This is a genomic window from Citrobacter sp. Cpo109 (assembly GCF_030332565.1).
GTDB lineage: Bacteria > Pseudomonadota > Gammaproteobacteria > Enterobacterales > Enterobacteriaceae > Citrobacter > Citrobacter portucalensis.
Genome location: NZ_JAOWHQ010000045.1, coordinates 198,473 through 210,370 on the forward strand (window position 1 = coordinate 198,473; position 11,898 = coordinate 210,370).

The 11,898-nt window shown below is 53.2% G+C and carries 13 protein-coding genes; 6 read left to right on the top strand and 7 right to left on the bottom strand.

What is annotated here, in order from left to right:
- Positions 1–70 precede the first annotated feature (70 nt).
- The 3 genes from OGY71_RS05410 to tolC all read right to left on the bottom strand — a co-directional run bounded on the left by OGY71_RS05410 (position 71) and on the right by tolC (position 3,540).
- Positions 71–1,231, bottom strand: a complete 1,161-nt coding sequence (locus OGY71_RS05410) for a glutathionylspermidine synthase family protein (RefSeq protein WP_003828411.1) — start codon at positions 1,229–1,231, stop codon at positions 71–73.
- Between the two features lie 5 nt (positions 1,232–1,236).
- Positions 1,237–1,914, bottom strand: coding sequence for a DUF1190 family protein (locus tag OGY71_RS05415; RefSeq protein WP_003024591.1), 678 nt, complete (start codon positions 1,912–1,914; stop codon positions 1,237–1,239).
- 147 nt (positions 1,915–2,061) lie between these two features.
- On the bottom strand, positions 2,062–3,540 hold the full coding sequence (gene tolC, locus OGY71_RS05420; protein WP_126957673.1) for an outer membrane channel protein TolC: 1,479 nt from the start codon (positions 3,538–3,540) through the stop codon (positions 2,062–2,064).
- Between the two features lie 199 nt (positions 3,541–3,739).
- Here tolC and nudF point away from each other — a divergent pair, with 199 nt between their 5' ends.
- Genes nudF through parE form a run of 5 tightly spaced genes read left to right on the top strand, consistent with a single transcriptional unit; the run spans position 3,740 to position 8,145 of the window.
- Positions 3,740–4,372 carry an ADP-ribose diphosphatase gene (nudF, locus tag OGY71_RS05425; RefSeq protein ID WP_048225550.1) on the top strand — a complete coding sequence of 211 codons (633 nt, stop codon included), beginning with the start codon at positions 3,740–3,742 and terminating at the stop codon, positions 4,370–4,372.
- Positions 4,369–4,791 (top strand): DUF1249 family protein, encoded by a 423-nt coding sequence (locus OGY71_RS05430; protein ID WP_003024582.1) that lies wholly within the window; start codon positions 4,369–4,371, stop codon positions 4,789–4,791. The genes nudF and OGY71_RS05430 overlap by 4 nt, the downstream gene beginning before the upstream one ends.
- Positions 4,792–4,815: 24 nt before the next feature.
- Complete coding sequence (cpdA, locus tag OGY71_RS05435) at positions 4,816–5,643, top strand: 3',5'-cyclic-AMP phosphodiesterase (protein WP_003828400.1); 828 nt, start codon at positions 4,816–4,818, stop codon at positions 5,641–5,643.
- On the top strand, positions 5,643–6,224 hold the full coding sequence (gene yqiA, locus OGY71_RS05440) for an esterase YqiA (protein ID WP_003024575.1): 582 nt from the start codon (positions 5,643–5,645) through the stop codon (positions 6,222–6,224). The genes cpdA and yqiA overlap by 1 nt, the downstream gene beginning before the upstream one ends.
- A 28-nt stretch (positions 6,225–6,252) precedes the next feature.
- Positions 6,253–8,145: a DNA topoisomerase IV subunit B gene (parE, locus tag OGY71_RS05445; RefSeq protein WP_003024571.1), complete on the top strand. Its 1,893-nt coding sequence runs from the start codon at positions 6,253–6,255 to the stop codon at positions 8,143–8,145.
- Positions 8,146–8,251: 106 nt separating this feature from the next.
- Here the strand turns inward: parE and OGY71_RS05450 are convergent, their stop codons facing one another.
- The 4 genes from OGY71_RS05450 to qseB form a co-directional block, all read right to left on the bottom strand.
- Positions 8,252–8,566, bottom strand: coding sequence for a putative quinol monooxygenase (locus tag OGY71_RS05450; protein ID WP_003024557.1), 315 nt, complete (start codon positions 8,564–8,566; stop codon positions 8,252–8,254).
- Positions 8,567–8,596: 30 nt separating this feature from the next.
- Complete coding sequence (locus OGY71_RS05455; protein ID WP_003828397.1) at positions 8,597–9,178, bottom strand: NAD(P)H-dependent oxidoreductase; 582 nt, start codon at positions 9,176–9,178, stop codon at positions 8,597–8,599.
- 109 nt (positions 9,179–9,287) lie between these two features.
- On the bottom strand, positions 9,288–10,637 hold the full coding sequence (qseC, locus tag OGY71_RS05460; RefSeq protein ID WP_286612946.1) for a quorum sensing histidine kinase QseC: 1,350 nt from the start codon (positions 10,635–10,637) through the stop codon (positions 9,288–9,290).
- Positions 10,634–11,293, bottom strand: coding sequence for a quorum sensing response regulator transcription factor QseB (gene qseB / locus OGY71_RS05465; protein WP_003828394.1), 660 nt, complete (start codon positions 11,291–11,293; stop codon positions 10,634–10,636). The genes qseC and qseB overlap by 4 nt, the downstream gene beginning before the upstream one ends.
- 150 nt (positions 11,294–11,443) lie before the next feature.
- Between qseB and OGY71_RS05470 the strand changes: the two genes are divergently transcribed.
- Positions 11,444–11,842, top strand: coding sequence for a YgiW/YdeI family stress tolerance OB fold protein (locus tag OGY71_RS05470; protein WP_003024544.1), 399 nt, complete (start codon positions 11,444–11,446; stop codon positions 11,840–11,842).
- Positions 11,843–11,898: the final 56 nt, after the last annotated feature.

Consider the following 11,898-nt stretch of genomic DNA (forward strand, 5'->3'; position numbering starts at 1 on the left):
ACTGCGCTTATCGGGCAATAAGTTCATGCTGAAGGCCGGGTAAGGCGGAGCCGCCACCCGGCACTCTCAATTATTCGACAAAAATATGCGGATAGAAACGTGACAGATCCTGTGTGATCAACGCGCGGTCTTCACGAATGCCGATCCCGGCTGGTTGATCGTTGATCAGCCAGCTGCCAATCAGCATATAGCTGTCGCCAAACTTCGGTAGCTGATGGAACTGCTGCACGATCATACCTTCTTCACCGTACGGTCCTTCCACTGCTTCGATCGTTTTACCGTTCTCAACAATGGAGACGTTAGCCCCCTCGCGTGAGAAGATCGGTTTGACGACGAATTTATCCATCTGCGGATGATCGTCTTCGGCGAAGTACGCTGGCAGCAGGTTCGGATGGTCCGGGAACATTTCCCATAACAGCGGCAACAGTGCTTTATTGGAGATAATGCTCTTCCAGGCCGGTTCCAGCCAGCGAACGCCAGCATCTTCCAGCTTGGTGGAGAACATTTCACGCAGCATGAATTCCCATGGATAGAGCTTGAACAGGTTAGCGATTACCTGATCCTGCATGTCGGTGAACTGACCTTTTTCACCAAGACCAATATCTTCTACATAGAGGAATTCTGTAGCGATCTCAGCTTCGGCCGCGCAATCCTGTAGATACTGGATCGTACCGCGATCTTCCACCGTATCACGACAGCAGGTCAGATGAAGCAGTTGAAAACCATACTGCTCACGCAGCTCGGTGAAACGCTCGATCAGTTTTTCCTGCAGACTGTTGAACTGATCGCTGCCTTCCGGCAGGTTGCCCGCATTGAGCTGATCTTCCAGCCAGATCCACTGGAAAAACGCGGCTTCGTACAGCGAGGTTGGCGTATCGGCGTTGTTTTCTAAAAGCTTGGGTTCACCCGTGCCGTCCCATGCCAGATCGAGACGTGAATAGAGCGACGGTTGCTGCGTCTGCCAGGACTGGCGGACAAAGCCCCAGGTATGCTTCGGAATGCGAAACTTGGTCATCAACTCATCGCTGGCGATGACCTTTTCCACCACCTTGAGGCACATTTGATGCAGCTCTGCGGTGACCTCTTCCAGCTTTTCGACCTGAGCAAGGGTGAGCTTATAGTACGCGTCTTCACACCAGTACGGCTCGCCGTACATCGTGTGAAAATTGAAACCGTATTCGGTGGCTTTGTCGCGCCAGTCCGGGCGCTCAACAATACTGACTCTTTCCATGACGATCAGCCACCCATTGAACGTGTGGTGGTGCCGCTTGCGCTACGCTGCATGGTGCTCTGTTTGGCCACAGACTCACCAAATCCGCCGCGGGTTACGGTAGAGGTGGTGGCAGGTTTCGGTGCCATAGCGGTTTTCGGTACGGTCATGGTGCGACCCGGCGTTGCTGCACCGTAGTTTTTACCGCTGGCATCCGTGTATTTGCCGTAAGCCGGGCTGGCTGGGTTTTTCGAGCTGAACAGCGGTTGCTGAGCGCCCATTCCGCCGCCCATCAGTCGGCCCATCATGTAGCCCGCCATCAGCGGCATCCAGAAGCTGCCGCTGCTTTGATTCTGCGCCTGAGCCTGGCCTTCACCGGTCGGCGCCATACCTGCTTGCGCAGGAGCCTGCTGGCACTGGCCTTCGCCGAATTCAGCGATACAGTCTTCACGAGTGGCGTATTTTGGCGCGGTACGTTCAGCTTCTTTCAGCGCATTGTTAAACGCAGTAGTACATTCGGCGCTTTTACCCGGGTTAGCTGCAGAGCAGTCGTCAGCGTTCTGATAAAGCGAAACCGTTTCGTCGCTCTTTTCACAGCCCGCGAGCATAAACACAGCGGTAACTGCCAGGGCGACAGGAGTCAGATGGCGCGCGCTCCAGCTTTTGCGGAACGAGGCGTGATGTATAGATTTTGTCCGTTTCATTTATGTCTTCCAGTACCCAGTGGTAACTCTGCTCAGAATAGAGGATGACTGGTCGAAATTGAAGCGGGAAGAGGCGAGAATGCGGAAGAAGAGGCGGATCTTTACGTTGTCTTACGTTCAGACGGGGCCGAAGCCCCGTCATCAGCATCAGTTACGGAACGGGTTGTTGCCGTTGCTGCTGGTTGAACGCGCGGCCGTTGGCTGAGCCGCAGGCGTCGCGCTGTTGGACGTATAACCGTCCGCCGCGGCATCTTGCTGCGCGTTTTCCGGCGCGATCGTATCCGGAGTCGTGGATACGGGTTTACCCAGCGTATTGTTCAGTGCTACCAGATCCTGCTCGTTCAGCGTACCGAGCGCAGATTTGACGTTTAACTGGTTAATAAGATAGGTATAACGCGCATTCGCCAGTTGCTGCTTGGCGTTGTACAGCGTGGTGGTGGCATCCAACACATCCACGATGGTACGTGTACCTACGGAATAGCCGGCTTCCATCGCATCCAAAGAGCTTTGGGCCGAGACAACCGCTTGTTTGTACGCGTTAATGCTACTGATGGAAGCATTAATGTTGTTGAACGAAGAACGCACGGTCTGCACCACGCTGCGGTGCGCGCTTTCCAGCTGTTCGCTCGCGCCAACAAAGTTGTACTGCGCTTGTTTCACCTGCGAGTTAACCATTCCGCCCTGATACAGCGGCAGCGAGAAGCTCAGACCAATTTTGTTCTGGCCCATGTTGCTGTCGTCGTACTGGGAGGTGTTGGTTTTAGAGCCGCTGTAAGAGGTGTCAGAAACGCCGGTAGAGGCAGTCAAATTCAGAGTCGGTAAATGACCATCTTGCGCCAGACGAATCTGCTCACGCGCCAGATCCTGGCTCAAACGGGCCTGCAATAATGACAGGTTGCGGTTTTCTGCTTCTTTCAGCAGCGCGTTCACCGCCTGCGGTTTGTTGGTTTTAAAACCATCAACGTTCAGTGAAGCCAGTTCCGGGTAGTAGTTACCGGTCACCTGGCGCAGCTGTTCTACCGCGTTATCCAGATTGTTACGCGCGGTAACTTCATTCGCCAGCACGGTATCGTATTGTGAACGGGCGTTCTGTACGTCAGTGATGGCAACCAGGCCAACGTTAAAACGCTGAGTGGTCTGATCTAACTGACGATAGACCGCATCTTTCTGTGCCTGGGTATAAGAAAGCACGTCAATTGCGTTCAATACGTTAAAATAGGCTGTGGCGGTATTCAGGATCAGCGTTTGCTGATCGGTCTGATAGGTCACGTCCTGGATGCCCGCTGATTTTTCTTGCAGCGTCAGGGCACGCCATTTAGACATGTCAAAAATAGACTGAGTTAACTGCAAAGATGCGCTGGTTGCATTGGAGTTGACGCCATTTGCATCACGGTAGCCATTGCTGTAGGTGTAATCGGCACCTAAACCCAGTTGCGGCAGCAATGGACTACGCGCTTCGTTAATTTTTTCGAATGCAGCATCGCGATCGGCGGCGGATTTACGCAATTCCGGGTTGCTCAGGCGTGCTTGCTGATAAACCTGCATCAGGTTTTCTGCCTGGCTCAAAGTACTGAACCCCGACAGGCTCAGGCCGATAAGGATGGGGAGCAATTTCTTCATTTGCATTCCTTGTTGTGAAGCAGTATTTAGCGCTGATCAAATTGTAAAAATATTTGCTGATTCTAGCAGAATCCGCCACTTCAAAAAGTTGGCGTTACGTGCCATACGGCGTTAATTTGCATCAATTTAACACAAGGGCGTTCAAACATCAGTCAAACGACCTTGAAATTCACATTTTAATCACTATTGGTTTCAGGACAGCACAATGCGTAAACCAGACAACTTGCCAATGACTTTCACTAAAAATGATGTAGAAATTATTGCACGAGAAACGCTATACCGCGGTTTTTTTTCACTGGATCTTTATCGGTTTCGCCACCGCCTGTTTAACGGGGGGATGAGCGGTGAGGTAACGCGCGAAATTTTTGAGCGCGGACACGCGGCTGTCTTGCTACCCTTTGACCCTGAGCGGGATGAAGTTGTGCTGGTCGAGCAGATTCGTATTGCGGCATTTGATACCAGCGAAAGCCCGTGGCTACTGGAAATGGTAGCCGGAATGATCGAAGAGGGCGAAACCGTTGAAGATGTAGCCCGTCGTGAAGCAATGGAAGAGGCCGGGCTGGAAGTTAAAAGGACGAAACCCGTTCTGAGCTATCTGGCAAGCCCGGGTGGCACCAGTGAGCGTCTGTCTATTTTAGTCGGCGAAGTGGACGCCACGACCGCGAGCGGAATACACGGTCTGGCTGATGAAAACGAAGATATTCGTGTTCATGTGGTAAGCCGGGAACAGGCTTACCAATGGGTAGAAGAGGGGAAAATCGACAACGCAGCGTCTGTCATCGCCTTGCAATGGTTACAGCTGCACTATCAAGAGTTAAAAACTGAGTGGAAAAAATGAAGCGTTACACACCTGACTTCCCTGAAATGATGCGTCTGTGCGAAACCAACTATTCGCAATTGCGCCGCCTGCTGCCACGTAATGATGCAGCCGGTGAAACAGTGAGCTATCAGGTAGCAAACGCACAATATCGGTTAACGATCGTTGAATCGACCCGATACACTACGCTTGTCGCGATCGAACAAACGGCACCGGCCGTCACTTACTGGAGCCTGCCGTCATTGACTGTGCGCCTGTATCATGACGCAAGGGTGGCTGAAGTGTGTTCAAGTCAGCAGATCTTTCGCTTCAAAGCGCGGTATGATTATCCAAATAAAAAGTTGCATCAACGCGACGAAAAGCATCAAATTAATCAGTTTCTGGCCGACTGGTTACGGTACTGTTTAGCACATGGAGCGATGGCGATTCCGGTTTATTAGCGTCGTGAAACCTAAGGACACCATTTGGAAAGCCTGTTAACCCTTCCTTTGGCTGGTGAGGCCAGAGTCAGGATCTTACAAATTACAGACACTCACCTGTTTGCCGAAAAGCATGAAACGCTGCTGGGTGTGAACACCTGGGACAGCTATCAATCCGTACTGGATGCAATACATGCAGAGTCGCCTGAGTACGATCTGATCGTCGCGACGGGTGATTTGGCGCAGGATCAATCCGCTGCGGCTTATCAGCATTTTGCTGAGGGCATCGCAAGTTTTCGTGCGCCTTGCGTTTGGCTACCGGGCAATCACGATTTTCAGCCGGCAATGTACAGCGCGCTGCAGGATGCGGGCATTTCCCCGGCCAAACGCGTTTTCATTGGCGAACAGTGGCAAATATTGTTGCTGGACAGCCAGGTGTTCGGCGTTCCCCACGGTGAGTTAAGTGAATTCCAGCTCGAATGGCTGGAGCGTAAACTTGCTGATGCGCCAGATCGTAATACCTTGTTGCTTCTGCATCATCATCCTCTGCCTGCAGGCTGCAGCTGGCTCGATCAGCACAGTCTGCGTAATGCCGCTGAGCTGGATAACGTGCTGGTGAATTATCCTCGCGCCAGGTATCTATTGTGCGGGCATATTCATCAGGAACTGGATCTGGACTGGAACGGTCGCCGTCTGCTGGCGACGCCGTCGACCTGCGTGCAGTTTAAACCGCACTGTTCCAACTTCACATTGGATACCATCAGCCCAGGCTGGCGGACGCTGGAGCTTTTTGCCGACGGAACATTGCAGACTCAGGTACGTCGTCTGCAGGGTAATCGGTTCCACCCTGATACCGCTTCAGAAGGCTACTGATGTCTACGCTTCTCTATCTTCACGGATTTAATAGCTCTCCTCGTTCGGCGAAGGCGTGTTTACTGAAAAACTGGCTGGCGGAGCACCACCCGCACGTTGAGATGATCGTGCCGCAGCTACCTCCGTATCCAGCGCAGGCCGCAGAGATGCTGGAATCGATCATTCTTGAACATGGCGGAGAGTCGCTGGGGATTGTCGGTTCCTCTTTAGGCGGTTATTACGCCACCTGGCTGTCGCAATGTTTTATGCTGCCGGCAGTGGTGGTGAACCCTGCCGTACGGCCTTATGAACTGCTGGTCGACTATCTCGGTCAAAACGAGAACCCCTACACGGGGCAGCAATATGTGCTAGAGTCACGCCATATTTACGATCTTAAAGTCATGCAGATTGACCCGCTGGAAGCGCCGGATTTGATCTGGCTGCTCCAACAAACGGGCGATGAAGTGTTGGACTACCGCCAGGCGGTGGCGTATTACGCCTCCTGCCGTCAGACAGTTATTGAGGGCGGAAACCACGCATTCACGGGCTTCGAAGATTATTTCAACCCGATTGTCGATTTCCTTGGACTGCACAGTTTCTGACGATCAATTCGAATTGCTTATTTAAACCATGACGCAAACTTATAACGCTGATGCCATTGAGGTACTCACTGGGCTTGAGCCGGTACGCCGTCGCCCTGGGATGTACACCGATACGACCCGTCCGAACCATCTTGGACAGGAAGTGATTGATAACAGTGTGGATGAAGCACTGGCGGGTCACGCAAAACGCGTGGACGTGATCTTACATGCCGACCAGTCACTGGAAGTCATTGATGACGGACGCGGCATGCCGGTAGATATTCACCCTGAAGAAGGCGTTCCGGCGGTTGAGCTGATCCTCTGTCGTCTGCACGCGGGCGGCAAGTTCTCTAACAAGAACTACCAGTTCTCCGGCGGTCTGCACGGTGTGGGTATCTCCGTCGTCAACGCCCTGTCCAAACGTGTGGAAGTGAACGTGCGCCGCGACGGGCAGGTATACAACATCGCGTTTGAGAATGGCGATAAAGTGCAGGATTTACAGGTTGTCGGTACCTGCGGCAAACGCAATACCGGGACCAGCGTGCACTTCTGGCCGGATGAAAGCTTCTTTGACAGCCCGCGTTTTTCTGTTTCGCGCTTAACGCACGTACTGAAAGCAAAAGCGGTACTGTGCCCAGGCGTTGAGATCACTTTTAAGGATGAGGTCAACAACAGCGAGCAGCGCTGGTGCTACCAGGATGGTTTAAATGACTATCTGAGCGAAGCGGTGAATGGCCTACCGACGCTGCCGGAAAAACCGTTTATCGGTAATTTCAGCGGTGAGACGGAGACGGTGGACTGGGCGCTGCTCTGGCTGCCGGAAGGCGGCGAGCTGCTGACCGAAAGCTATGTGAACCTGATCCCAACCATGCAGGGCGGTACGCACGTTAACGGTCTGCGTCAGGGACTGCTGGATGCGATGCGCGAGTTCTGTGAATACCGTAACATCCTGCCGCGTGGCGTGAAGCTGTCGGCGGAAGATATCTGGGATCGCTGTGCTTATGTATTGTCGGTAAAAATGCAGGATCCGCAGTTTGCCGGACAAACCAAAGAGCGCCTCTCTTCGCGTCAGTGTGCGGCATTCGTCTCTGGCGTGGTGAAAGATGCATTCAGTTTGTGGCTGAACCAGAATGTGCAGTCAGCCGAACTGCTGGCTGAGATGGCGATTTCCAGCGCGCAGCGTCGTCTGCGTGCGGCGAAAAAAGTAGTGCGTAAAAAGCTGACCAGCGGTCCGGCGCTGCCGGGTAAACTGGCGGACTGTACCGCACAGGATCTTAATCGCACCGAACTGTTCCTTGTCGAAGGTGACTCGGCGGGCGGATCGGCCAAGCAGGCGCGCGATCGTGAATATCAGGCGATCATGCCGCTGAAAGGTAAGATCCTCAATACATGGGAAGTCTCTTCCGATGAAGTGCTGGCTTCGCAGGAGGTTCACGATATTTCCGTGGCGATCGGCATCGATCCGGACAGCGACGATCTGAGCCAATTGCGCTACGGCAAGATCTGTATCCTGGCGGATGCGGACTCCGATGGCCTGCACATCGCCACGCTGCTGTGCGCGCTGTTTGTGAAACACTTCCGCACGCTGGTGAAACACGGTCACGTCTACGTGGCGCTGCCGCCGTTATACCGTATCGACCTTGGTAAAGAGGTGTATTACGCGCTGACGGAAGAAGAGAAAGCGGGCGTACTGGAGCAGTTAAAGCGCAAGAAAGGCAAGCCGAACGTGCAGCGCTTTAAAGGTCTGGGTGAAATGAACCCGATGCAGCTTCGTGAAACTACGCTGGATCCGAACACCCGTCGCCTGGTGCAGCTCATTATCGATGATGAAGACGATCAGCGTACCAACGCAATGATGGATATGCTGCTGGCCAAAAAGCGTTCTGAAGATCGTCGAAACTGGTTGCAAGAGAAAGGCGACCTGGCGGATCTCGAAGGGTAATTGCATGTAGAAAAGCCGGAGACGGGCGTAAAATGCCTTATCCGGCTTTCATCTGACGAAGCGATTTATGCCGGATAGCTAAGCGTCACCCGGCAAATCGACAATCTTAAATGCCCGACTCCAGAATACGAATATTCATGTCCAGCACGTCACCTTTCACGGCTTCGCTGTAGGCTTTCATATGCGGGGTTTGCAAATGCGCTTCAAGATGCGCGATGCTTTCCCACTGCTCAACCATCACGATTGAATCTGGCGCTGTGGTCTGAAAACTCACACCTGCGGCATGATCCACCATCGGCGCATAGCCGTGGCAGCCTTCTTCTTTCAGTACGGTCGGAACGATTTTGGCAAACTGATCCAGTACCGCCTGGCGGTGATGTTGACCTGGACGTGTACGGATTTCTGCAATAACGGTAAGCATGGTTAACTCCTTCTAATTCCAGGTTACCAGTTAACCAAAAATTTCGGTCAGATGCTTGCGATATTCTGCGATATAACGCGGGACGTCCGGCATTTTAATCACGTCATTGGTGATAAAGGTCGGCAGCGCTTCCATTCCCAGGAACTGGTTTGCTTTATGGAACGGGAGATAGACGCCATCAACGCCAACGCCATGGAAAAACTGGTCTTTTTCAGTGAAGGCTTCCATCGGTGCGTTCCAGGTCAGGGACAGCATGTATTTTTTGCCCTGAATCAGCCCGCCGGAGCCGTATTTTTTAGAGGCATCTGAACGTGTGCGGCCGTCGCTGGCGTACAGCGTACCGTGACCTTCGGTAAACACGTCATCGATGTATTTTTTCACGGTCCACGGTGCGCCCATCCACCAGCCAGGCATCTGCCAGATAACCGCATCGGCCCAGACGAAATTCTGCACTTCTGCTTTTACGTCATAATCGCTGTCTGCGCGTACGACTTTAACATCATGCCCGAGGTCGCGCAGGATACCGTCCGCGACCTCGGTCAGGGTGTCATTCAGTTGACCATTAGAATGGCCGAATTTTTTCGCCCCGTTGATAATTAGAATGTTGCTCATTTTGTGTCCTCAAGGAAATACGTTTGAGGACGATTTTACTCCCACCAGCGGTGCGGTGAAATTAGCAAAATGTGCAAAGTCTTTTGCTATGTGAGCAACAATAACGCAATTACCAACTGACTTTTGCTTCAAAGCCACCTTCCGGGGCATTGCCAAACGAGGCTGACATTCCATGCAGTGTTGCGATACGGCGGACAATCGACAGGCCGAGGCCGCTGCCGGTCACGCTTTGTCCCGGTGGACGATAAAAGCGTTCACCGATGTGTGTAAGTACCTCCGGCGCAACGCCAGGACCATTATCTTTGACGCTGAAGTTACGGGCGTTGAGCGTCACTTCCACAATGCTCCCCTGCGGACTGTAGCGAATGGCATTATCCAGCAGATTTCGTACCATCAGGCTCAGCAAAAGCGGCTGTCCTGTGCGCGTGATATTGTGTGCGTTAATCTGCAAACGTACGTCAATATGCGCCTGCAGGGCCGGGTGGTAGATATCCATCACCGCGGATTGCAGTAGCTCCTCCAGCGAGATTTCTGCCACATCCTGAAGATTATCGAGGGAGTCGAGGCGCGAAAGCGTCAGGAGCTGATCGACCAGTCGGGTGGCGCGTTCAATTCCCGCATGCAGCTGCACCAGCGCTTTTTCCCGCGTTTGCGGGTCGTCGTCTGACAGTTGCACCACTTCGGTTTGCACCTTCAGCGCGGTCAACGGACTGCGTAGCTCGTGAGCAGCGTCAGAGGTAAAGCGTCGTTCGCGGACCATCATAGAGTGGATACGGGTAAACAGCTGATTAAGCGATTCAACCAGCGGGCGCACTTCGCTTGGCACACCTTTCGGGTCGAGCGGTTCTTCTGACTCCGGGGCGCGCCAGCGCAGAGCTTGCGCCAGTTTTTTTAGCGGCCTGAGTTCGCGACTCAGCATGACCACCAGGATCAGCAACATCAGCGGCAGCGCAACCAGCCACGGGGTTAACTGTGCGGTAAGGATCGACAGCGCCATATCCTCCCGGTATTCCCACTCCTGGCCCACCACAATGCGATATTTTCCATCAGCGGAATTCAGCCACAGGAAGCGCCAGGAATCGTTGTCGCCCCTGAGTTGGCCGTCGCTAAACCCCTCCCGGCTGTAGCTGTAGGGAATATCCTGGCCATTGTCGCCATCGTGTAGCACCATTTTGCCGTCGGTGGAGTAGATGGCAAATGCCAGTGCGTCGTCATCAATATGGCCATGTTTCAGTTTTTTTGGCGTGCGGGCCATCGTGCTTGAGGTGGTGACATCGCTGATATCCAGCGTGCTAAGCCGCTTGGCGAACAGCATCAGCTGCGTATCAAACAGTTCATCGATATTATCGGTAGTCTGCCTCCAGGCCACAAAACTGGATACGGCCCAGGTCGCTGATGCCAGAATCAGAAAAATAAGCGTTAGCCTGACTCGCAGGCTGAGGCGTTGTGTGAGTTTCATGCGTCACCCAGGGTATAGCCAATGCCATGCACGGTACGGATAAAGTCGCTGCCGAGCTTACGGCGTAAGTGATGGACGTGGACCTCAACCGCATTGCTGGAGACATTTTCGTCCCAGGTATACAGTTTTTCTTCAATCAGTTTGCGGGGCAGGACGCGACCTTTGTTGCGCATCAGCAGTTCCAGCAGCGCGAACTCTTTAGGTTTGAGTGACAAAGGTTCACCCGCCGCCGTGGCGACCAGCGCGCCGGGATCGAGCGTTACCTGGCCATGGCACAATGTGTTGCTGGCCTGGCCGCTGGCACGACGTACCAGTGCCTCCAGTCTGGCGGCAACTTCGATCAGCGCAAAGGGTTTGCACAGATAGTCATCTGCGCCCAGGCGCAGGCCTTCAACGCGTTCTGCCAGCGCGTCGCGAGCGGTCAGAATCAGCACAGGCTCCTGCTTTCCGTTGGCTCGCCATTCGCGCAAAATGTCCCGTCCGTCTATGCCCGGCAGCGTCAGGTCGAGGATTACCGCATCATAAGGTGCGCTGTAGAGTGCTTCTTTCCCTTGGCGACCTTCGGTAAACCAGTCGATGCTGAAACCCATTTTACTCAGACCTGTTTTCAGGCCATCGCCAATCAACGTGTCATCTTCGATCAGTAAAATACGCATATGTTCATCCCTGCGATAACTCATTTGCAGTCAGTAAACCTGTGGCTACAGTCTCTGTACAGCAAAAAAAGTATCTTTTTTTGCCTTAAGAACTTGTTAAGGATTAACTTATTTAATAGTCGTAAACCAACATGAAAGGGAGACATGACGATGAAAAAATTAGCTGCAATGGTTGCCGTAATGGCACTGTGTTCCGCACCTGTTCTGGCAGCTCAGCAGGGCGGCTTCTCTGGGCCAACGACAACCACCACGCAGAGCCAAAACGGCGGATTTGTCGGCCCGAACGGTAGCAGCACGACGGTAGAAAGCGCCAAATCACTGCGTGATGACACCTGGGTTACCCTGCGTGGGAACATCGTTGAGCGTATTTCCGACGACCTGTACGTGTTTAAAGATGCGACCGGCACGGTGAATGTGGATATCGACCACAAGCGCTGGAACGGCGTAACCGTCACACCGCAGGATGTGGTTGAAATCCAGGGTGAAGTGGATAAAGACTGGAACTCCGTTGAAATCGACGTGAAACAGATTACCAAAGTTGCTAAGTAATCCCCATCAGGGCCGCATTCGCAGCCCTTTTCTTTGTGACTCAACACGCCAGATAG